The 22356-nt window shown below is 36.4% G+C and carries 17 protein-coding genes and 2 pseudogenes; 11 read left to right on the forward strand and 8 right to left on the reverse strand.

Annotated elements, in window-relative coordinates; translation table 11 throughout:
• Window positions 1-3523 (reverse strand): annotated as a pseudogene (locus tag ACP6PM_RS28300) (hypothetical protein); the annotation flags it as partial.
• A gap of 978 nt (window positions 3524-4501) precedes the next feature.
• Here ACP6PM_RS28300 and ACP6PM_RS28305 point away from each other — a divergent pair.
• Window positions 4502-5386, forward strand: a complete 885-nt coding sequence (locus ACP6PM_RS28305; RefSeq protein WP_426590227.1) for a sugar phosphate nucleotidyltransferase — start codon at window positions 4502-4504, stop codon at window positions 5384-5386.
• A gap of 741 nt (window positions 5387-6127) precedes the next feature.
• Here ACP6PM_RS28305 and ACP6PM_RS28310 read toward each other — a convergent pair.
• Window positions 6128-6646: a SagB/ThcOx family dehydrogenase gene (locus tag ACP6PM_RS28310; RefSeq protein ID WP_426590228.1), complete on the reverse strand. Its 519-nt coding sequence runs from the start codon at window positions 6644-6646 to the stop codon at window positions 6128-6130.
• Window positions 6647-6731: 85 nt separating this feature from the next.
• Here ACP6PM_RS28310 and ACP6PM_RS28315 point away from each other — a divergent pair, with 85 nt between their 5' ends.
• From ACP6PM_RS28315 to ACP6PM_RS28325, 3 genes are all read left to right on the forward strand, one after another.
• A complete protein-coding gene (locus tag ACP6PM_RS28315; RefSeq protein ID WP_426590229.1) occupies window positions 6732-6959 on the forward strand; it encodes a hypothetical protein in 228 nt (75 codons plus the stop codon).
• 3 nt (window positions 6960-6962) lie between these two features.
• The gene (locus tag ACP6PM_RS28320) at window positions 6963-7388 is read left to right on the forward strand and encodes a PIN domain-containing protein (protein WP_426590230.1); all 426 of its coding nucleotides are present in this window, start codon (window positions 6963-6965) and stop codon (window positions 7386-7388) included.
• 74 nt (window positions 7389-7462) lie between these two features.
• Window positions 7463-7663 carry a hypothetical protein gene (locus tag ACP6PM_RS28325; RefSeq protein WP_426590231.1) on the forward strand — a complete coding sequence of 67 codons (201 nt, stop codon included), beginning with the start codon at window positions 7463-7465 and terminating at the stop codon, window positions 7661-7663.
• 163 nt (window positions 7664-7826) lie between these two features.
• On the opposite strand, the gene ACP6PM_RS28330 is transcribed toward ACP6PM_RS28325, so the two are convergent.
• The gene (locus tag ACP6PM_RS28330; protein WP_426590232.1) at window positions 7827-8852 is read right to left on the reverse strand and encodes an Rpn family recombination-promoting nuclease/putative transposase; all 1026 of its coding nucleotides are present in this window, start codon (window positions 8850-8852) and stop codon (window positions 7827-7829) included.
• Between the two features lie 469 nt (window positions 8853-9321).
• Window positions 9322-9516: a hypothetical protein gene (locus ACP6PM_RS28335; RefSeq protein ID WP_426590259.1), complete on the reverse strand. Its 195-nt coding sequence runs from the start codon at window positions 9514-9516 to the stop codon at window positions 9322-9324.
• Between ACP6PM_RS28335 and ACP6PM_RS28340 the strand changes: the two genes are divergently transcribed.
• Both ACP6PM_RS28340 and ACP6PM_RS28345 read left to right on the forward strand, forming a co-directional pair.
• Window positions 9463-9651 (forward strand): microcyclamide/patellamide family RiPP, encoded by a 189-nt coding sequence (locus ACP6PM_RS28340; RefSeq protein ID WP_426590233.1) that lies wholly within the window; start codon window positions 9463-9465, stop codon window positions 9649-9651. The two genes, ACP6PM_RS28335 and ACP6PM_RS28340, sit on opposite strands and share 54 nt — an antisense overlap.
• Window positions 9652-9994: 343 nt before the next feature.
• Complete coding sequence (locus ACP6PM_RS28345; protein WP_426590234.1) at window positions 9995-10360, forward strand: four helix bundle protein; 366 nt, start codon at window positions 9995-9997, stop codon at window positions 10358-10360.
• A 95-nt stretch (window positions 10361-10455) separates the two neighbouring features.
• Here the strand turns inward: ACP6PM_RS28345 and ACP6PM_RS28350 are convergent, their stop codons facing one another.
• Window positions 10456-10641, reverse strand: a complete 186-nt coding sequence (locus ACP6PM_RS28350) for a hypothetical protein (protein ID WP_426590235.1) — start codon at window positions 10639-10641, stop codon at window positions 10456-10458.
• Between the two features lie 325 nt (window positions 10642-10966).
• Between ACP6PM_RS28350 and ACP6PM_RS28355 the strand changes: the two genes are divergently transcribed.
• The 3 genes from ACP6PM_RS28355 (at window position 10967) to ACP6PM_RS28365 (ending at window position 14161) form a co-directional block, all read left to right on the forward strand.
• Complete coding sequence (locus ACP6PM_RS28355; protein WP_426590236.1) at window positions 10967-11266, forward strand: DUF433 domain-containing protein; 300 nt, start codon at window positions 10967-10969, stop codon at window positions 11264-11266.
• A gap of 80 nt (window positions 11267-11346) precedes the next feature.
• Window positions 11347-11541, forward strand: a complete 195-nt coding sequence (locus tag ACP6PM_RS28360; protein ID WP_426590237.1) for a hypothetical protein — start codon at window positions 11347-11349, stop codon at window positions 11539-11541.
• A 310-nt stretch (window positions 11542-11851) separates the two neighbouring features.
• Complete coding sequence (locus ACP6PM_RS28365) at window positions 11852-14161, forward strand: TOMM precursor leader peptide-binding protein (RefSeq protein WP_426590238.1); 2310 nt, start codon at window positions 11852-11854, stop codon at window positions 14159-14161.
• A gap of 259 nt (window positions 14162-14420) precedes the next feature.
• Here ACP6PM_RS28365 and ACP6PM_RS28370 read toward each other — a convergent pair whose 3' ends face one another.
• Together ACP6PM_RS28370 and ACP6PM_RS28375 are read right to left on the reverse strand one after the other, a co-directional pair.
• Window positions 14421-15731, reverse strand: coding sequence for an RNA-guided endonuclease InsQ/TnpB family protein (locus ACP6PM_RS28370; protein WP_426590239.1), 1311 nt, complete (start codon window positions 15729-15731; stop codon window positions 14421-14423).
• Window positions 15732-15992: 261 nt separating this feature from the next.
• The gene (locus ACP6PM_RS28375) at window positions 15993-16115 is read right to left on the reverse strand and encodes a helix-turn-helix domain-containing protein (protein ID WP_426590240.1); all 123 of its coding nucleotides are present in this window, start codon (window positions 16113-16115) and stop codon (window positions 15993-15995) included.
• A 54-nt stretch (window positions 16116-16169) separates the two neighbouring features.
• Here ACP6PM_RS28375 and tnpA point away from each other — a divergent pair.
• Both tnpA and ACP6PM_RS28385 read left to right on the forward strand, forming a co-directional pair.
• Window positions 16170-16584: pseudogene (gene tnpA / locus ACP6PM_RS28380) on the forward strand (IS200/IS605 family transposase).
• Between the two features lie 116 nt (window positions 16585-16700).
• A complete protein-coding gene (locus ACP6PM_RS28385; protein ID WP_426590241.1) occupies window positions 16701-16850 on the forward strand; it encodes a hypothetical protein in 150 nt (49 codons plus the stop codon).
• Window positions 16851-16923: 73 nt separating this feature from the next.
• On the opposite strand, the gene ACP6PM_RS28390 is transcribed toward ACP6PM_RS28385, so the two are convergent.
• A complete protein-coding gene (locus ACP6PM_RS28390; RefSeq protein ID WP_426590242.1) occupies window positions 16924-22347 on the reverse strand; it encodes a trifunctional serine/threonine-protein kinase/ATP-binding protein/sensor histidine kinase in 5424 nt (1807 codons plus the stop codon).
• Window positions 22348-22356: the final 9 nt, after the last annotated feature.

The raw sequence follows: 22356 nt of genomic DNA on the forward strand, positions 1-22356 counted from the left end.
CATCGTCCTCATCATCCTCGTCGTCCTCATCATCCTCGTCGTCCTCATCATCCTCGTCGTCCTCATCATCCTCAAAGTCCTCATCATCCTCAAAGTCCTCAAACTCTAAGTTATCAACATCAAAATCACCAATATTTTCTAACTCTACTTGAAAATCTTCAACAATCTCAAACTCAGTACCATCGAACAATACTAACTGGGTGCGACCATCAATATTAGCTAATATCAGGACTGAACGATCTACCACCAGACTTACTAGACGTTGTTGCAGAACTTCTAAACTGGCAAAAGTTTCTGACTCAAAAATCAATAAACTTTCTTGCACTTCTTGGTTAAAGTTAGCTGCAATATTAATGCTAGTGAAATTTTCTAATGCGATATCTAGCTGAGTTAGTATTTCCTGGTCAATTTCTAGCTGCTCTGTTGTGATATCAAATGGTGTGAACAAGTCTAAGCTCTCAATAGAGAAATCACTAATATTTTCCAGCTCTATTTCTGTGATCATATCAAATTCACTACCATCGAAAAAGACTAACTCAGTAGTACCTTCGATCTCAGCGAGTATTAGAACCGAACGTTGACCTACCAGTACTGCCAGTCGTTGTTGCAGAATTTCTAGACTCGCAAAAGTTTCTTCCCCAAAAATCAGGAAACTTTCTTGAACTTGTTGGTTAAAGTTAGCAGTAACATTGAAATTGGTAAAAGTTTCTGCTGTGACACCTAATGATTGTAAGACACTAGCATTAATTTCTACTACATCACCATCATCGTCCTCGTCATCCTCATCGTCCTCGTCATCCTCATCGTCCTCATCATCCTCGTCGTCCTCATCATCCTCGTCGTCCTCATCATCCTCAAAGTCCTCATCATCCTCAAAGTCCTCAAACTCTAAGTTATCAACATCAAAATCACCAATATTTTCTAACTCTACTTGAAAATCTTCAACAATCTCAAACTCAGTACCATCGAACAATACTAACTGGGTGCGACCATCAATATTAGCTAATATCAGGACTGAACGATCTACCACCAGACTTACTAGACGTTGTTGCAGAACTTCTAAACTGGCAAAAGTTTCTGACTCAAAAATCAATAAACTTTCTTGCACTTCTTGGTTAAAGTTAGCTGCAATATTAATGCTAGTGAAATTTTCTAATGCGATATCTAGCTGAGTTAGTATTTCCTGGTCAATTTCTAGCTGCTCTGTTGTGATATCAAATGGTGTGAACAAGTCTAAGCTCTCAATAGAGAAATCACTAATATTTTCCAGCTCTATTTCTGTGATCATCTCAAATTCACTACCATCGAAAAAGACTAACTCAGTAGTACCTTCGATTTCAGCGAGTATTAGAACCGAACGTTCGACTACTAGCGCTGCCAGTCGTTGTTGCAGAATTTCTAGACTCGCAAAAGTCTCTGACTCAAAAATCAAGAAACTTTGTTGAACTTGTTGGTTAAAGTTGGCTGCAATATTGATACTGCTAAAAGTTTCCGCTGTGACACCTAATGATTGTAAGACGCTAGCATTAATTTCTATTAGATCGCCATCGTCCTCATTGCCACCTATGATAAAGATATTATCTGTATCAATTTCTACATCGGTTTCTTCATCAGTAGATAAGGTAGCAATAACTTCAACTGTACCCTCTCGTGAAAAAGCGAAAACAGTATTGTCTGACTCATCGGTGTAAGTCAAGAAAATAGAGTCAGTTATTTCCAACTCAGTTAATCGTATTTCGACTTCTTCTATAGAAGCAAATATTTGGTCAATAATTAGAAAATTAGCACCTTCTACCTGTTCAGCAGTGGTAAATACTGAAACTAATGCTCTTGTTAAATCTTCATTTGTCAGATCGCCAAAATCTTCTGACCGTAATTTTATAATGTCTGTATTATCGTCAAAGTCTTCAATTGTAAATCCGCCTTCAATTGTTTCAAGAATGAAGAATTCATCAGGATTATCTGTAGCAGAAACAATATTATCAGCTGTTGTTACTTCGATTTCATTGAAGAGACTTAGGTTAACACTACTAAATAATTCTATATTAGATATAATTCGATCGAATTCTTGGATAATAGTAATTCCTTCTTGACTACCATCTGAGAATAGTAAAACAGTTTGCCCCTCAATGTTGGCAACAGATAGAGCAGCATTATTACCAACAAGAATGCTTAATCTTTGAGCAAAAACTTCTATGCTGTCAAATTCTTCTTCTGAAAAAAGTAGTAATTCTTCTGTTACCGGAGCGACATCATCAGCACCTATAACAACGCTGGTTAGAGTCTCTAAAGTAACTCCTAATTCTTCAAGTATAGATACACTAATTGATACTTGATTTTGATTACTAATGAAGTCATCTGTACTAATATTCAGGTTGTCAATTGTAAATGCTTCGAGATTAGATACTGTTTCGTACTCAGTAATAATGTCTACTTCATCACCATCAAACGATGCTAAAAATGTGTTCTCTGCTGTACTGAATAAAAATAAAACTGTGCTGCTAAATTCAATATTTACTAACAGTTGTTGCAGTGCTGTAATATCTGTTATCTGTTGTGAAATAACGAAAAAATTAGCATTAAGGTCTATATTACTTCCATCAGTTATTAATATTTCAAGATTTTCTAAGCTAATGTCTAGTAATTCCAGTACAGATGATTCAACGCTGATAACTCCTCCTGTACTAAAATCAATTCCTGTACCATCATCATTGAATTCAGGAGAGTTAACTGTTACATACTCAAAATTCTCAGGACTTAATTCTCCTTTTTTGACTGAGACTCTGGCAAGAATATCAGTTACATCACCTCGGAGGTAAGCTAATGTACCTTTTTTACCATTGTCGTCTTCATCAAAAAAGATAATAGTTGGGAAGTTTTCATTGATGTTGACACCATCTAATAAATTTGGGTTACTTAGTGAGGTAGCTACTTCATCATTATCAACATTAGTAAATGTAACAAAATTTATCCCGCCACTGTTATTGGGGTCAAATACTTCTCCAAGAAGACCAATAGTATCATCATCAGCTTCTAGATCGCTAATTTCATCTATACCTTCACCAATAGCTGTATAAACAAAGATGTCATCACCCGAACCTCCACGGAGTTTATCATCACCTAAACCTCCAACAAGAATATCATCTCCTTTCTTACCTTCGAGAGTATCATCACCATCATCACCCAAAATCAAATCATCACCATCATCACCCTTGATTTTATCATCACCACTACCACCAGAAATACTATCCTCATCTTTTCCACCTTTAATATCATCATCACCTTCTTGACCGAAAATCAAGTCATTATCATCATCACCATCTATCTTGTCATCACCAGTACCACCAAGTATGGTATCATTACCGTCATCCCCTTCTAGGTCATCATCATCTGATCCACCATCAATAAAGTCATTACCATCTTTACCATCAAGCTTATCTTCATCCCCACGACCACGGATAATATCATCTTCTTGGGTACCTTTGATATTATCTGTTCCGTTTGAACCAAAGAATTGAGCCATTTGTTTTTTTTCTCCTTACTAAAATCAATGCAAATTTGGAATTTTTGGCACAGCAACCTAATTTTTGACAAAAAAAATTATTAGTCAAGATTAGACCAATATTATTTGGCATATTTACTTTTCTTTTCTTGCCTCAGAGCTAGTAAAATTCCTAGGTATTACTGTTTTTATCAATGACATTCCGTATAGACATAACTAGAAATATCTAGAGAATGTTCTACTTTTTTTCTATTCCAATGCACCCTTAAATTTATTTCTCTATATCATCTTAGCCATTGCGGTCAAAAATGACAACTTTATTTATTACAGTTAATACTTTTCTATTACAGTTACCCTGAATCCTTAGAATTTAAAACCCTTAAAGCTCTTAAAACCCTTAAGTTAGTCTGATGTGATAATTTTTCCGTTCTAAATTTATCAACCAAAATTTGTAGATTGACGCAATATAAAAGTATTTGTTCCCACTCCAACAATAAATGTTTATAATCTCATCAATCTTGAAAAGCAGATTCCACTATCAAACCAGAAGAAAAATATTGACTTAGTAAAGGATTGATGATATTATCCAATTTCAAAAATATTTATAGTATCTATATTGTGGTAGAACTCAAAATTTTGATCGCTTTCTATTGATTAAAAATTACATTGATACAACTGTAAAAACTAGCAAAACACTTATTGTTTGATTATAGCAGTTATTTAATCTATGAGGTACAGTTTTAGATCTCCCGCGCTCCCCTTAACAAGGGGGGAGTCTTCAAAGTTCCCCTTTCTAAGGGGGATTTATATCATGTTCGGATAATCACTTATAATAAAGTATATGGTTTGTAGTAGGGCAAGAGCCCGAACTGTAGATACGGCTCTTGCCCTACTACGAACTTTAATTATAATAACTATTTAACCGAACATAATATTATTCGGTAAATGTGCCTCATAACTGTGGGAATTGCTTATAGTTAACCCCAAAATAAAAAAGATATGACAGAATCAATCGCAAAGGTTAGAAAAGCCGTAATTCCAGCAGCAGGTTTTGGTACACGGATGTTTCCTGGAACTAAAGTTGTGAAAAAAGAACTATTTCCCATTATCGACAAGGATGGTAGGGCAAAACCAATCATTCAAATAATTGTTGAAGAAGCAATAAGTGGTGGAATAGAGGAAGTCGGAATAGTTGTACAAAAAAGCGATATCCCACTATTTACAGATTTTTTCCAAGCTCTCCCCAGTTATTATCAAAAGCTCTCTCCGGAAAAACAACAATATTGTCAATATTTACAAAATTTAGGTAGAAAAATTACTCTCTTAACTCAATCCGAACAAGCTGGTTATGGTCATGCTGTTTTCTGTGCTAAAGAGTGGGTGGGAGATGAACCTTTTTTGCTATTACTGGGAGACCATATTTATGCTTCTGAGGTCAAACAATCTTGTACAAATCAAATTTTACAAGTCTACGAACAAGCGAATAAAAGTGTAATTGGCGTGAGAATTATTCCAGGAACAGAAATACATCATTATGGTTGTATTAGTGGAAATTTAGTTGCCGACGGTCTAATTAATATTGATACAATTTATGAAAAACCAGAGCTGAATTTTGCCAAAGAAAGACTTCATGTATCAGGGATGAAAGAAGATGAATTTTTAGGAGTTTTTGGGATGTATGTCTTAATAGCAAAAATATTTGATTATCTAGAAGAAAACATCAAACAAAATACTAGGGAAAAAGGAGAATTTCAACTAACATCTTGTTTGGATAAATTGCAAAAAACAGAAGGAATGACTGGGTATTTAGTGAAAGGGCGATGTTTTGACACTGGGATGCCAGATGTGTACTTGCAGACAATGATTGATTTTCGTAATGCTTGAGAGTATTATTGTATAGCGCTATGCACTAGGGAATAGGGAATAGTATACTGTCAAAGGGTTTCAGGATTTATAAATGTCCTAACCTTAATGCATAACGCTATAGAGAAAAATATGGAAACTAGGAAAAACTTAACTATGACTTATTTTGGGATTCTTTGTCCGGGATCGACTAGACTATTGAAGCAGCAGTCAGCACTCAGCAGTCAGCAATCAGCTTTTCTGGCGTGTATAATGGGGGATTATTTCCCCCCAAAAAAGCGCACCACTAATTTTTTCAAATATAGTGGGGGACCGTTACCCTCGGATTTTTAGCTGTTCACGTAGTTACGACCCAGGAGGCTAGCTAAATGCGCTCAAGCTAATAGCTAGTTAAAAAAAATACTGCCCTTAGGTCATTTCAGTTATCAGTACCTCTAGCTTCAGCTAGAGGTACTGATACAGCAGATTTCGGACAAATGATGTACAAAGTTGAATAGTAAAACTCTTGTGGTACGTGTATCTTGGTCGCCAAATATGTAGCTCATAAAAGCGGGAAGTGCTGTAACTGAAATGACTAGTGCACGATTGCGGAAATAACTGACCAGTTACAAAATGCTAAAAGCCTTACTAAACAATACTTTTGACTGTCTTGAGTTCGTCTTACATTCTGGAGGGGCTGTGTGCGGAATTACTTCCGCACTTTATACGCCCCGTAGGAAACCTCAGAATTACGCACTCGCTTTTAACTTCCGCGTAGCGGCACTAGCTTCTCACTGAACCCAAAAGAAACTCCCCAACGGAAGATTCTTCATAATAATCTAACCCTGTTATCTTAGCAAAATTATCTGAATCTCCAATTCCCAAAGCACAGGGAGCTAAGTGCATTCCTGTTGCCATCACATAAAAAGTTTGATACAACACACCAACGTGCTTCAATATCAAAGCATAAGCAATTGATTCATATTTCCAATATAGTCGTCCAAACCTAGCTGTTATTACCAACAAAACTTGAGGTTTGTCTTGTTCACCACTAGATTTATAAGCACCCTCTATCAACTCCTCCACATCTGAATTCCAATCTGAAATTTGATAGAGACAATGCTCTAATGGTTGATAGTGATAGACTCCTGCTTCTAACCCTTGACAACGGTTAACCACTGGATAAATTTCCAATTCATAAATTGCACCGCCACAAGGATAGGGACGATAGCTGAAATGCCATGTACCGAATTCTTCTGTTTCCATTGTCTCTATTTTCTTAATTCTGGCGCAACAATACATACGAACATTTCATTAATAAGTGCTATAATTTAACTAAATGAGAACGCAGACAGTATTAAATTGATAGTCTATAAACTTAAAAACTATGCCCAATAATCCTTATTACAATCTTACTGTTAACGAACAAAATATAATCATCAAGCTTGACAAAAAAACAACTGATTATCAACAACTAATACAACTACTAAATCATCTTGAACTAGAGGCAATAAGTCAGAGCAGTCAGCTCACTGAAGAAGTAGCTTCTGAATTAGCAAATGAAATTGACTCTGCCGTTTGGTCTAAAGTTAAATCTAAACTTTTTAATTCATAAACTATGATTAAAAAAAAAGCACCTATTATAGTTGATACAAATATTTTATTTTCAACATTGCTCAAAGAAAAATCCAGTTTTAGTGAGTTACTACTAAGCTCAAATTATGACTTTTTTATCTGCGAGCAAGTGCTAGTAGAATTATTTAAGCGTAAGGAAAAAATACTAAAAGCTAGTCAATTAACTGAAGAGGAAATTATTAAGATTTATCAGATACTGCTCAAACGTATTAATCTCTATAAAGAAGACTTGATTTTAGCCGAAAATTTAGTAACAGCATATCAGTTGTGCCAGGATATTGATGAAACTGATACTCCTCATATAGCTCTAACTATAGAATTAAATGGCTTGCTTTGGACGGGAGATAAAAAACTTAAAGAGGGACTACAAAAAAAGGGTTTTGTTCAGTTATTTGAACCAAATAATTGATCTTTGCATTTTTTGTATAGCTAGTTCTATTAGAATACTATAATTTTTGTCAATTTATTCAAAGCTGGAGAATTATGTTAATCGAAAAAATAATAGAAGAACTGCAAAATATTCCAGAGGAGAAACTGTCAGAAATTTATGAGTTAATTCACAACTTTCGTTTACAGTTAAATCCAGAAAACCAAGAACCTCGGACTCCTGGACTTCTCACAGGAAAACTGGGGGGTGCATTCTTTGAACCCCTACCCGAAGAGGAACTTAAAGAATGGGAATAAGCTATTTGCTGGGTTGCACAAAAATAGGGAACACGGTGATCGCTCTCAATTAAGTCAAAAGTTAAAAGTCATGCATTCAAAAGTGACAAAAATTGAAGTCTTGAATCTCCTCCTGCCTTCTGCCTCCTGCCTCCTAACCCTCCTGCCTCTTGCCTTTTGTTTGTTAATTAGCTAACCAGTTTTCCAAATCTATCATGGTTGCTAAATCAAAAATTTCTTCTCCTAAAATATCTAATTTTTCCAGAGATAACTGCTCTATCTGAGTTTGAACTTCTGGAGCTATTTCTCCAAACTTTCGCCGAATTTGACGTAAGATTTGTTTTACTACTTGCTCCCTTCCAATACCAATTCCTTCTTCCCTTCCAATACCAATTCCTTCTTCCCTTCCAATACCAATTCCTTCTTCCCGTCCAATACCAATTCCTTCTTCCCGTCCAATACCAATTCCCTCTTCCCGTCCAATTTCGATTCCTTCCTTTATCGCCAAATTAATTTGTCCTTTCTTATCTCTGATCAACGTTTCCTGTTTCTCTAATTCCTCTAATTCTTCATTGTTTAAGTTCGCTTTATTCGCTATATTTAATGCCGCTTCTATTTCTGATACTTCTCCTAATAAAGAAGGTATTACTTCTAAAGAAGGCGCTGATTTAATAAAATATATCCATTTATCACTCAGGGTTTCTAATTCTGATAATTTTTTGTGAAACTTCGGCAATTCTAGAAACATTAAAGTTAATTCATCTTGATAATTAAACAATTCTGTCTCCTCTTTAAATTTAAACTTAGTAATCATTTTCTCCGTTTTTTCATTTTCAAATAAAACAAAATCGGTAATTGTTAAAGCGATAAAAGGTTGCAACATCATATAACCTTGCCCTGCATCTAATTGATTTCCATAAGCTTTAGCTAGGTTATAAATTACTCGTTTCTCAAAACCTTCTACGTTCAATACTTGCATTTCAATGATGACAGTAGAACCATTATCTAAAACTGCTTTTACATCGAAATAAGTTTCCTTCAGAGTGTTAGTAACTCCAGGATTATAAGGATTAATTATTGTGAGAGATTGAATAATATTTTGATTATTATAAACTATGGCATTGAGAAAACTAATCAGGATGTTTTGACTGTGAATAGAACCAAATATTTTTTTAAAAGCAAAGTTAGTTTTGGGGCTGATAAAGTTCATTGTTTTTACTACTTACTTTTTTTCGTATTTATTATATAACAATTCTTGTGCTGTGATTTTAATGTTAGTTGGTTTTAATGAAGTGATTTTTACGAAGAAGGCAGGGGGTAGAAATTCAAAATTCACTCATGTAAAAGTCAAAAGTAAGAAGAGGGCGATCATTTTAAGTCAAAAGGCAAAAGGCAAAAGTCAAAAGTAAGAATAGCCGAAAATTTAACAATAGGTAGGGGCGGGTTTCACCCTAGAATTAATGTTTCTCAACCAACATTTAAGTAAACCCGCCCCCGCACCTCCATAAAATAGAAGCGATCGCTCTATTTCAAGTCAAAAGGCAAAAGTCAAAAGTCAAAAGTAAGAATAGCCGAAAAATTAACAATAGGTAGGGGCGGGTTTCACCCTAAACTAATGCTTCTCAACCAACATTTAAGTAAACCCGCCCCCGCGCCTCCATAAAATAGAAGCGATCGCTCTATTTCAAGTCAAAAGTTAAAAGGCAAAAGTAAGAAAAGGCCGATCGATCGCTACTGAGTGAAAAGAAATGTAAATTTCTTGCCAACTCCAGATGAACAATGTATACTACAGAAAAACTTAACTCTGGAGAAAAATCCCCATGGGAAAAAAGAATATCAAGCCAAATCTCAATCAGCCAGTAATCCGTACTCATGTTGCCAAACCCGCCCTGGAAGGACTTAGCGAAGAAAACCTGACGAGCGCCGTCGCGTCACGAGGGGTGTGCCCCCTAGTAAATAAGTTGAGTAGTGAATCATATTGTTCTTACGACGGAGACGACGCAGAATAATTTCAGAATATCACAACTCAATACAAAATGTCAAAAATCCTTTTCCTCCTCCTTCGGCAGTCCCTTATCAAGTCAAAAGTCAAAAGTCAAAAGGCAAAAGTAAGAATGGCTGGAGATTTTTCGAGTCAAAGGCAATAGGAAGAAAAGATTGATTGTGATGAAATAAAGGTTAAAAGTAAGAGTTAATCTCAATGCTTTTGGCCTTTATATTTTTTTTGGTTCCACAAAGTATGAGTAGTTATAGCACTACGCAAATAGGTTAGGACATTTATAAATACTCAAATTCACTTAGAGATTACTTTTGAGTTTTAACTTTTAACTTTTGACTTCCGTGAAACGGTATATGAGCAGTTATATTCCAATTACTGATAGAGCTTTTGGATTTGCAGTGAGAATTATTAAACTTTGTAACTTTTTAGACCAACAACCAGGAACTCCCAGATTACTAGCTAATCAATTATTTAGGTCTGGAACGTCAATTGGAGCAAATCTAGAAGAATCACAGTCAGCTCAGAGCGTGAAAGATTTTATAAGTAAACAACAAATTGCTCTTAAGGAAGCAAAGGAAACCCGATATTGGTTAAGGCTGCTGATTGAAACTGAAATGATAGAAGCTGAAAAAATTACAAAACTTTTAGATGAATGCGAACAACTGATGAAAATTCTAGCTAAGTCTATAGTCACTAGCAAACAAAAGCTTAAACACTAACTTTTGACTGAGGCCGTAGAGTTTGAATTTGTACTTGTTATAGCACTACGCAAATAGGGCGTGGACATTTATAAAAGCTCAAGCTTAATCATGGATTACTTTTGACTTTTGACTTTTGACTTTTGACTTGCGCGTAGCGCTACAATAGCTTTCCTGATGGCGTAGAGAAAAACTTCTCGGCATTCTCGTCTGATAAGTTTAAATTCACGATTATTGCAACGGGTTGTGATATGGTAGGAGTATCCTGCTATTAACTTTCGAGGTTTTCTGGGCATGGTCATTTCAGTTATCAGTTATCAGTTATCAGTTATCAGTACCTAACGGAATGCTCCGCAAACGACCGCTTTTTCATCCCCTTGAAAGGGGAGGCTTGAGACCTTATTTTTTGGTCTCAGTACCTAACGGAATGCTCCGCAAATGACCGCTTTTTCATCCCTTTGAAAGGGGAGACTTGAGACCTTATTTTTTGGTCATTTGACCCAATGTTTTGACTACAATGGTGCGTTACGACGGATTGTTAAATGGCTTTGATAGTCTAGATTTTAGCCGTCTAACGCACCCTACGAATTTTGCTCCTAAATTTTGAGTTTTAAATATAAAAAGATAATGGAAATTACTCTCGATCCAGAATTAGAAAAGTTTATTCGCAATCAAGTACAAAGTGGTCAATATGTTTCCCTTGATGAAGCAATGAATGTAGCTTTGAGACTACTAGCAACTCAAACTCTTACTTCCCAAGGGATTAACAAAACACCAAATGTTTGTGGTGGTGATGCTTGTGTCAGTAATACTCGAATTCCAGTTTGGTCTTTGGTGAGCGATCGTATTCAAGTCAAAAGTCAAAAGTCAAAAGTTAAAAGTAAGAATGGTTGGAGATTTGTGAATTCCACTCAAAACTCTGGTTGAATAGTTGATATTCCTGCATAGTAATGGTAGTATATTCAACATAACGTAATTAGTTGTAAGTCTTGTGTAGATTAAAAAACATGATAGAATCTGAAATACTCAAAAAACTAGAAGGAACATCTGTCGAAGAACGCATCCAGATTGTTGAAGCAATTCTGCAAACGTTGAAACATGATATGCGATCGACTTCTTCACAAAAACTATCCTCTCAGGAGTGCCCCCTGAAAGGAAAAGTGATTTATTATGAAGATCCTTACGAACCTGTAGCTCTATAAGAATGGGAATAAAGATGAAATTAGTTTTGTGTAGGTTGGGTTAAGCGCCAGCGCAACCCAACACTAAACCTAACAAAAACCGATCGCAATGACATAATTACGTTATTTTGCGTAAGTCCTACATTATTTTAAATACACTACATAGCAGTATACCAAATCTTTGTCTAACTACTGGTGATGAAATTAGATATAATACTTGAGGTTGGCAATGAGAGTGTAACCTAACAATAGAGTTGTTGGGTTTATCCTGCGGATAAGCTCCGCTAACGCGGACTCAACCCAACCTACATAATTAACTGAAATAATTATCATGTCAAACCCACAAATCAAACCCCACTATCGCATCGAAATTATCGAACCCAAGCACGTTTACCTCCTTGGAGAAAATTCCACTGAGGCGCTCACCGGAGAATTCTATTGTCAGCTCGTTCCCCTATTGGATGGTAAACATACTTTTGAGGAAATCTGTCAAACTTTAGCAGAAATAGTAGATCCAGAAGATGTAGAATACGTTCTCGATCGCCTCAGAAGTAAAGGTTATTTAACAGAAGCAACTCCCCAACTATCCCCACCTGCTGCTGCATTTTGGTCTTTACTCAACGTCGAACCTCAACTCGCTGCCGACTTTCTCGAAAAAATTACCGTTTATGTCGCCTCAGTGGGAGAAACAACCACAGATTTATTAATCGAAAGTTTGACAGCAGTGGGTATCAAAACTAAATATTGGGAAGACTACCCACCCACATCAGACCGCAACGCCTTATTAGTTGTTCTCACTGATGACTACCTCCAACCACAACTGGCAGAAATCAATAAAACTGCTATTGCAGCTAATCAACCTTGGTTATTGGCAAAACCAGTAGGTAGTTTACTGTGGTTAGGTCCGATATTTGAATCAGAAGAGACAGGATGTTGGGAATGTTTGAGTCAACGTTTGCGCGGACATCGGGAAGTAGAAGCTACAGTTTTGCGACAAAAACAAAAGTCTGTTGCCTCTACTACCAGCAAAAGAGAAATTTCTGGGTGTTTGCCTCCTCCTTCTGTTTTCCTCCCTTCAACTTTGGCAACTGCTATTAATCTCATCACCACGGAAGTTGCGAAATGGATAGTACAACAAAGCGGGGTAGAAATGCCCTACTTTACGACTCTTGCTGGCAAAGTAATTACTTTCAACCAAACGAACCTCTCCACAGAAACTCACTTTTTGAGTAAACGCCCTCAATGTCAAGCTTGTGGAAATCCCAAGTTACTCCAAGAAATGTCATTTTCTCCTCTGAGTCTCACCAGTCGCAAAAAGCATTTTACCACAGATGGCGGTCATCGCGCTTTCACTCCAGACCAAACAACCAAACGCTACGAAAAATTAATCAGTCCAATTACTGGAGTTGTGAGTGCATTGGTGCGAGTTTCCGACCCCGAAAATTCTTTAATTCATACTTATAGTGCTATTCATAGTTTTGGTGCAGCTAAAAGTCTCGGTGCTTTGCGTCGTTCCCTGCGTCATAAAAGTGGAGGTAAAGGCAAGAGCGATCGCCAATCTAAAGCCAGTGGTTTTTGTGAAGCGATCGAACGTTATTCGGGAATATTCCAGGGAGACGAACCTCGGAAAAAGTCAACCTTAGCTGAGTTGGGAGACCAAGGTATTCATCTAGAAAATTGTCTGCTTTTTAGTCCGACTCAGTATGCTAACCGGGAGGAATTGAATGCTAACTGTAAAGTTGCTCACGATTGGATTCCGCAACCTTTTGATGCCAGTCAAGAAATTGAATGGACTCCAGTGTGGTCATTGACGGAGCAGACTCACAAATATTTACCTACTGCTTGGTGTTATTATGCTTATAAATTGCCCAAAAAGCATAATTTTTGTGTAGCTGATTCCAATGGCAACGCTGCGGGCAATACCATAGAAGAAGCAATTTTGCAAGGATTTATGGAATTAGTGGAGCGCGACAGTGTAGCAATTTGGTGGTACAACCGTTTGCAGCGTCCGGGGGTAGATTTAGCAAGTTTTGACGACCCCTATTTATTGGAAGTGCAAGAGTTTTATCGACAAAATCAGCGGGAGTTATGGGTATTAGATTTAACCACAGATTTAGGGATACCTGCTTTTACTGCGGTGTCGCGTCGAGTTGGTGAAGAATATGAGAGAGTTATTACTGGTTTTGGAGCGCATTTTGACCCAAAAATTGCTATTTTGCGAGCGGTAACGGAAGTCAATCAAATAGGGTTGGGAATGGATGGGCAAGATATTAGTCAGATGGAAGAGGGGATGCAGAAATGGATGACAACAGCAACTTTAGCAAGTCATCCTTATTTAGCTCCCCATCCAGAAATACCTGCTAAAGTTTATGAAGATTATCCGCAACTTTGGAGCGATGACATTTATGATGATGTTTTGACTTGTGTGAAAATTGCTCAGGCAGCAGGAATGGAAACTTTGGTATTAGATCAGACTCGCCCGGATATTGAGTTAAAAGTAGTTAAGGTTATTGTGCCTGGGTTGCGTCATTTTTGGTCGCGCTTTGGCAAAGGGAGGTTGTATGATGTTCCGGTGAAAATGGGTTTGTTGTCTGAAGCGTTGCGGGAAGAGGAGATGAATTCAATGCCGATGGTGTTTTAAGGAGGCAGGAGGCAGGAGGCAGAAGGGAACGAAAGGTTCAAAGGCAGGGTTTTTTGATCGCTTTCTCTATTCATTCTGTTTGTAATGTTTTGAGTCTTATATCATGTCCGGTTGAATACTTACACTTTGGAGAAAGTAAGGCACTTATGCTGAGGGCAGAAGGCAGAAGGGAAGAAAAGATTAAAAGGAATAAAGTTTTTTTATCACTGATTACCCGGACATGATATTATAGCAATTTTGACATACTCCCGACGCTCCCCTACGGGAGAGCGCGGGATTCTTCAGCCAGAGCAGCTCTGAGTGCAGTTTTAACAGAAGTGATGTCCTCCTCCTGTGTTGATAGCAATCCTATTTTTTGTATTAGGAGTGCTGAGTTATAGTCTCTGTCTAGTTCCTGTCCACATTTAGGACACGAATGCCAGCGATCTGATAAACTTTTAGAGACTTTATTCAGACATTCCCAACAATGTTGAGATGTACCTTTGGGGTCTACTTTGATAATTCTTTTGCCAAGTTTCCAGGCTACATACTCCAAAACCTGAACAAACTGACCAAAAGCTGCATCTTGCAAAGACTTATTTAGTCCTGACTTAGCTGATTGACCATTGGGTAAGAATTGACCATTGTCGCCTAACTTTGCTTTGCAACGTCGGACTAAAGAAGCTATTTGTAGGTCTTCTAAAAATATCACCTGACAATCACTGAACAAATGATAAGCTAGTTTAAATTGCCAGTCCAATCGCTGTGGGGCTATTAGTTGATGCAGTTTAGCTATTTTACTCTTGAGAATTTTCCAAGGTATGATGTGCTCTGGTTTCTTAGCTAATCTCATCTGTAGTTTAGACAAACGATGTTCAGAAAGCCTGAAAAATTTAGGTACTTCTATAAATTCACCATCAGATGTAACAGCATAATGCAACAATCCTAAATCAATACCTTTCGAGTTGTTTTCAGTGGGTTGAATTTCTGCAACCTCATAAGGTACAGTTTGATCTTCTATCGTGAAGCTGATATAGCATCCATCCGCTTCTCGAATTACCGTACCTGTCTTAACCTTGAAACCTAATGGTATTGGACGATTGTAAACAAAAGGTACTAAACCAATTTTGGGTAGATTAACACAATAACGGCCGTTAGCATTTTTAACAATATGGGTGTTTGATAGCTGAGGATAGCTAAACGAATTATAGTAATGCTTTCCCTTGAATTTTGGTCTACCGCTGGTTTTACCGTTTTTATCTGGCAAGGTATAGTTATCCATAGTAGTTTGTACACGCTGGACAACATCCTGCAATACCTGGGAGTGCATAGACTTATACTCACCGAATAGTTTTTTAGTTTGTGCTAAATCTGCTAGTTGAACAGTTTCCCAACATACATAACCATTGGCTATATTCGGATGTTTATCCCCTTTCTTGGTTATCGGATTACCATTGCTGTCCTTTTTTCTACCATCCCGTATTTGTGTTCTAAATTCAGGGATATTCTGATAAATTCGTTCTACTGGTACTACTGAAACATTAAGTGGACAAGCATTTACTGGGGTGCGCGTGGCTTCAAACCAATTCAACCGTTCAGCTAAACGGTAATTAGGGCTTGCTGATTAAATATCAAAGCACTGACAGATATTGCTTTGAGCCTTTTTTGGTCGAAAAAAGTGCGCCTGTTTCGGTCCAAAAAGCTCATGCATGCTAGTATTTTGGGATGATTATGGCAGAAAAATCAAGGGACAATTTTTACGACTACCTCCTCTATAATCTCCATTTCTCCAGTCTCGTGTCTCCAGTCTCGTGTCTCCTACCCCTACCAAAAGACTTTCCATAAGCAAACCCTAATTATATTGCTTCCTAGCCATTTCTAGCCAATTAGAAATAATAGCCGTTTGACTCTTATGGGGTTTTAGCTTGTACTTGTATTTCAATAGCATAGAGCATCTATCTCCTGCGCCATACATCTATATATTATAATGACCGTATATATAATTGTCAACAGCTATAATCAAATAATTATGAAAAAAGATTTTGTATCTAGTGGTAGAGCTGTATCTGACATGAAAGCTCACTTAGTTTTAGTCACGAAATATAGAAAAAAAGTAATCGATCACGAGATGCTCAAACGATTAGGAGAAATAATAGACAATCTATGCACGATCGGGGGACTGCAAACTCATAGAGTTTAATGGTGAACCCGATCATGTACACTTGCTATTCCAATACTACCCACAGCTTGAGTTGCCTAAATTTGTTACTAATCTAAAATCTGTAAGTAGTAGAAGACTTAGAGCTGAGTTTCCTTCCCAAATCAATCAAACTTACTTCAAAGCTGTATTTTGGAGTGAATCTTATTTTATTGCTAGCTGTGGTGGTGTCAGTATTTCAGTGCTAAAGAAGTACATAGAAAATCAGGACAAACCAGACACATAACGCCCGGCTTTCCCATAGGACGCTCCCCTAATAGCTGCCGCTAGGCTCCGCCTTTCATGTCGGCGACAGCCGAAACGGGAGAGCGCGGGACTTCCCGCCGGGGGAGTTAAAAAAGAATGTTACGAATAGTAAGGGCAATAAAAATATTTTTAGAAGATGTTCATTTGACAAAAAAGATAATTTCCGATCTAAAACATGGTATTAAAAGCATTCCCATACGACTCCTGACTCCTGATATCATGTCCGGTAGCATCGTTTGTGTATAAAATTAAGTCACAAGAGGTAGAAGGGAAGAGGCTTCAGAGCTACTTTACTTTTTGTTACATACTTAATTTTTAATTAAAAAGGAATTTCAATGACAAATTCTACCCCTTCCCCTAATGCAGAATTACAACTTAGTTTGCCCCTGTGTTTTTCCACAATAATTGAATAGCTAATTGACAAACCTAAACCTGTACCAGAACCCACAGGTTTAGTAGTAAAAAATGGGTCAAATACCTTTTGTTGATTTTCGAGACTAATACTAGGACCATTGTTAGCAATTTTGATCTTTACAGTCCGGTTTTGAGTGATTTCCGTAGTAATAGTAATAGTAGGTTGTTGATTTGATTCACTATTATTTTTCCTCATCTCTTCCAAAGCATCAATAGCATTACTCAAAATATTCATAAATACTTGATTTAGCTGGGAAGCGTAACAGTTAACCAATGGTATATCCCCATAATTTTTGACTACTTTAATTTCAGATTTTTCCCCCAGATGGTTGAGTTTATTTTGTAAAATAAGTAAAGTGCTATCAATACCATCATGAATATTTACAGCTTTCATATCTGATTCATCTAATCTAGAAAAATTCCGTAGAGATAGGACAATTTTTTGAATTCTTTCAGCTCCTACTTTGATAGAATTTAGTGATTTTTCCAAATCTTCAGTTAAAAAATCTAACTCGATTTCTTCTATAAATTGTTCTATTTTAGCTGTAGGATGAGGATATTCCTGTTGATAAAGATTGATTAAATCAAGTAAATCTTGGCTATATTGACTGACATAATTGATATTGCCATAGATGAAACTTGTGGGATTATTAATTTCGTGAGCAATTCCGGCTACCATCTGCCCTAAACTAGACATTTTTTCTGTTTGAATTAATTGAGCTTGAGTCCTTTGTAATTTTTTGATAGTTTCAGATAAACGTATATTTTTTTCGTTTAATTCTTCCGTGCGTTTTTTAACTTTATCCTCTAAGGTATGACTATATTCTTCTAGTTGATTTTTAGCGACAGATAAGTTTTCATAAAGCTGGGCATTTTCTAGGGAGAAAGCTGCTTGAGTAACCAGAACTTTTAAGACTGCTAGGCGCTCCCTAGTAAAAGCTCCTAGAGTGAGATTATTTTCTAGGTATAATATACCAATAAATTGACCCCTATTCATAATGGGAATACATAAAATACTCTTGGGTTGATAGTTTTGAATGTAAGAGTCGGCAGCAAACTTAGTTTCATTAGTAGCATCATCAAGTACAATAGTTTGTTGAGTACGCGCCACATAATAAATCAGGGAAGTAGGAAGCTCCGAGGTGGAGTCAATAGGGAGACACTCTCTTGCTGTTAGTTGTAATTCTTGCTCTTGGTTACTATCACGAATAGCTCTAGCTTCTATGACTAAATTTTCTCCGTTACTTAGGATTAAATAACCTTTTTGAGCAGCAGCATTTTCCAGAGTGACTCGCATCAAAACTAAGAGTAAATTCTCTAGTTGAATTTCTCCTGAAATAGCTTGAGTTGCTTTAATTAAACTGCTGAAGTCAAGCGCGACAGAACTGTCACTAGTTGTATATGTTAGAGTTTCAGTAGTTAAGCTACGAGTCAATAATGGTTCTTGTTTTTGTATAGGTTTAAGTAGCTCGCCGTAGCATTTTTCTAGGTGTTTGAGTTTAGCAGATGCTCCCCACTGAGCATAAGCATAGTAAGCTTTAATCAGATATGCTTGGGCAATTGTTTCTTTATTCCACTCTAGATAAAATTTAGCTGCGAGTTCGTTAGCAAGGGCAACTTCTTGAATATATTCGTTTTCTGTAGCTCCGGCGATCGCTTGTTCATATAGTTCTATTGCTTCTAGATAGTTATTAAGCACTCGATGTTTTTCTGCTTCTACGAGATGAAATTTATGTAAATAATTCATAGGAGCATGATGCGCCCAGATTTTCATCTGTTCCTGGTTAGAGTTGATTTCTTCTAACCACTGTTGTTGTTCTTCCTCAGACGCTTCATTGTAGAGAGCAAGTCGGAGCAAGCAACCATAAAAATATAACAGTACCTGACTATAGTGAGAAGCAACTAAATTGATATGTGGTTGTGTTGCTAGAGAAATTTTTAGAGACTCCTGATAATTACCAAACAGATAATATAGATAAAGTTTGTATAAATTTTGATATACCAGTATTTGATCTTGGGGTTGTGTTTCTGTATTATTAAAAGTTTCTCCAACTAATACACCAGGATTTTCAGAGCGAATTAAATTTAGAACAGTTTGTTGATTCATTTGTAACCGTCTAAGGCTACTTTCTTGTTTGATTTGAATAACAGTATCAATAGCATTATCAAGTTTCTGAGCAAGTTGTGTTAATTCCTCCCCACTATCAAAGGCATGATAATAGTAAAACAAGAGATTATAACTAGCAAATTCTAGATCTCCCCTAGATAAAGCAAGGGTATAATATTTGAGGAATGAAGGTAAACTATTTCGCAAATGTTCCTGCCAATGATGAAGGTGCATATATGCTACTGAAGCTCCGTTCAGAGCATTTCCACCATAAGTCTCAAATACGCTAGATGTTACCTGAGATAATTGATAAGCTGCTGCAATTTCTCCCTGCATCCATAACATTATTCCGTAACAAGTATATCCATAAGCAGAAGCAGATGTATTTCCCCACTGGACAGACAAAGTGACAAGGGCAAAAACTATACTAGGCCATAACGGGGAACCCAGAAAAAAAGCTGGTGGCCCTATTAATTCTAGAATTTGCATTATGTTTAGCTTTTCGGTATCGATCATCTCTGGAAGTTTTTTGAGGTCTTCAGTGGAGCGATCGCCCAAAAATGACTGAAGTTCTTTAATACCAGAAAACAATTCTGCTTCTGTTTCTCTGGGGGATAATTCTAATCCTAAATCCTTAATAATTTTTGTGGCAATATCGAGACCTTCTAGAAATTTGTATTGAGCAAATTCAGTGCGAATTTTAACTATGTATACGGGAACTTTGTCTAATAAATTCTTTACTTGTTGGTGTACAACTTCAGCTAATTGTTCTATCTGCTCATACTCACCTATTAAATAGGTTACTTCTACTGCTTCTACATATAGAGCTAACATTAACTCATAATTCGTTTCCCAACTATTAGCTGTTAACAATTCTAGACCCGTATTTAGATAATTAACCGTCGCATTATAAGCAGTAGAAGCTTTAGCTTTCTTTCCCGCAATTAAATTTAACTCCGCTAGTTGTTCCTGCTCCCTAGTATCATTAATTAAATTCACCCCATAATTTAACTGATTAACAATATCAAAAATTCTCTCTTGCCTTTCCGTTTCTGGGATATTTTCTAATAATAATCGCCCAATTTTTAAATGAGTTATTTGTTTTTCCTCTTCTGGAATTAATAAGTAAGCAGCTTGCTGTACCCTGTCGTGCAAAAATTTATAACTTGCATCAGTTTCTATTGCCTTAAAATCTCTCAACGTACTCGACTCTTCTGAAGTATAAAACTTATATACTTCTGTCACTGGTAAAATTAATCCTTCTGGCAATGCCGACCACAAATTATTAGCTGTTTCTCTAACAGACTTTTCTGAAATAATAGCTAAAGTTTCTAAATCAAATTTATTTCCTATACAAGCTGCTAATTTCATTACCTCTTGAGTCTGTGGTGACAATTTTTGCAGACGAGTTGCCATAAACTCCACCACATTATCTGTGAGAGACAATAACTTGACTTGAGTAATATCGCATTCCCAATAACCCACTTCATAATTAAACGTAATTAATTTTTCTTTGTGCAGTGCTTTGAGAAATTGAGTAATAAAAAAAGGATTTCCTTTAGTTTTTTGAGCTACCAACTCCGCCAAAGGTAATGCTATTTCCTCAGAACAATGAAGTGTATCTGCTACTAAGGGGTTTACATCAGAAATTAGTTCCAGAGGTTTTAAAGTAATAGTATTAATAATTGCTGAAGTTTTGACAATTTCTTCTAATGTTAATATTAGAGGATGAGTTGGATTTACCTCATTATCCCGATAAGCCCCTAATAATAATAAATATTCACTATTTTTTTCACTCATTAACAATTGCATCAACTTCAAAGAACCTGTATCTGCCCACTGTAGATCGTCTAAAAAAATTACCAATGGATGTTCTTGAGTCGCAAATATTTTAATAAATTTTAAAAATAGTAAATTAAACCGATTTTCCGCCGCACTTCCTGATAATTCTTCTACGGCTGGTTGAGGAGATATAATGTCTTCTAGTTCCGGAATTACCTCTATAATTACCTGCCCATTTTCTCCCAATTCTGAGAGGATTTTAGTCTTCCATTCCTGTAATTTATTTTCCGTTTCACTCAGCAATTGTCCCATTAAATCCCGAAGAGCTTGTACAAATGCACTAAAAGGAATATTGCGCTGAAATTGGTCAAATTTACCTTTGATAAAATAGCCCTGTTGACGAACTATTGGTTTATGAACTTCGTTTATTACTGCTGTTTTTCCTATTCCTGAAAAACCTGCTACTAACATGATTTCACTGCCACCTTGAGCCACTCTTTCAAAAACATCTAATAAATTCTCAACTTCACTTTGGCGACCATAGAGTTTTTCGGGAATACTGAAGCGGTCTGAAATATCTAGTTTTCCTAATTCAAATGTCGGAATTTTTTCGGTTTCTTGCCAAGATTTTAAACAGGTTTCTAGATCCTGTTTTAATCCGAAAGCATTCTGATAGCGTGACTCAGAATTTTTGGCGAGCATTTTCATAATAATATTACTGATAATTTGAGGTATTTCTGTGTTTAATTCAGTAGGTGGAGTCGGTTCTTTCGCAATATGAAAATAAACTAATTCTATGGGGTCTTTTGATACAAAAGGTAATTGACCTGTAAGTATTTCGTAGAATGTAATTCCTAAAGAATAAAAATCACTCCGGTAGTCAATACCTCGGTTCATTCTTCCTGTTTGTTCTGGAGACATATATGCGAGGGTGCCTTCTAGAACATTAGGGTTAATAATTTCTTGAGTTTCTCTTGGTAATAATGTGGAAATACTAAAGTCTATTAATTTGACATCTTTTGTCTCTGGATTAATTACAATATTGGAAGGTTTAATATCTTTATGAATAATTTGATGATGGTATAAATCTTCGATAATTTCCACTATTGAAATTGCCAGTAAAAGAAAATTTGGCAGGTTGAGTTTTTGATGAGTTAGGTATGTTTTGAGAGAAACTGCCCCTATATCTTCCATAATTAGGGCATAACCATTACCATATTTTTCTAGGGATATAGGTTTGACAATTCCAGATAAATTCAGATTTTTCGTAATTGTATATTGATGCCGAAACTGTAATAATTCCGAAAATGTAGGGTATTCTTTATTGAGAACTTTGATGACTACTGGTTGTTTATTTATTGTATTTAATCCACGGTAAACCGTAGTTCTGCTGCCTGTATAAATTTGTTGAATTATGTTATAATTAGGTAGTTTAATCATGGCAAAATT

This window comes from Dapis brunnea BLCC-M229, assembly GCF_050015995.1.
Lineage (GTDB): Bacteria > Cyanobacteriota > Cyanobacteriia > Cyanobacteriales > Microcoleaceae > Trichodesmium.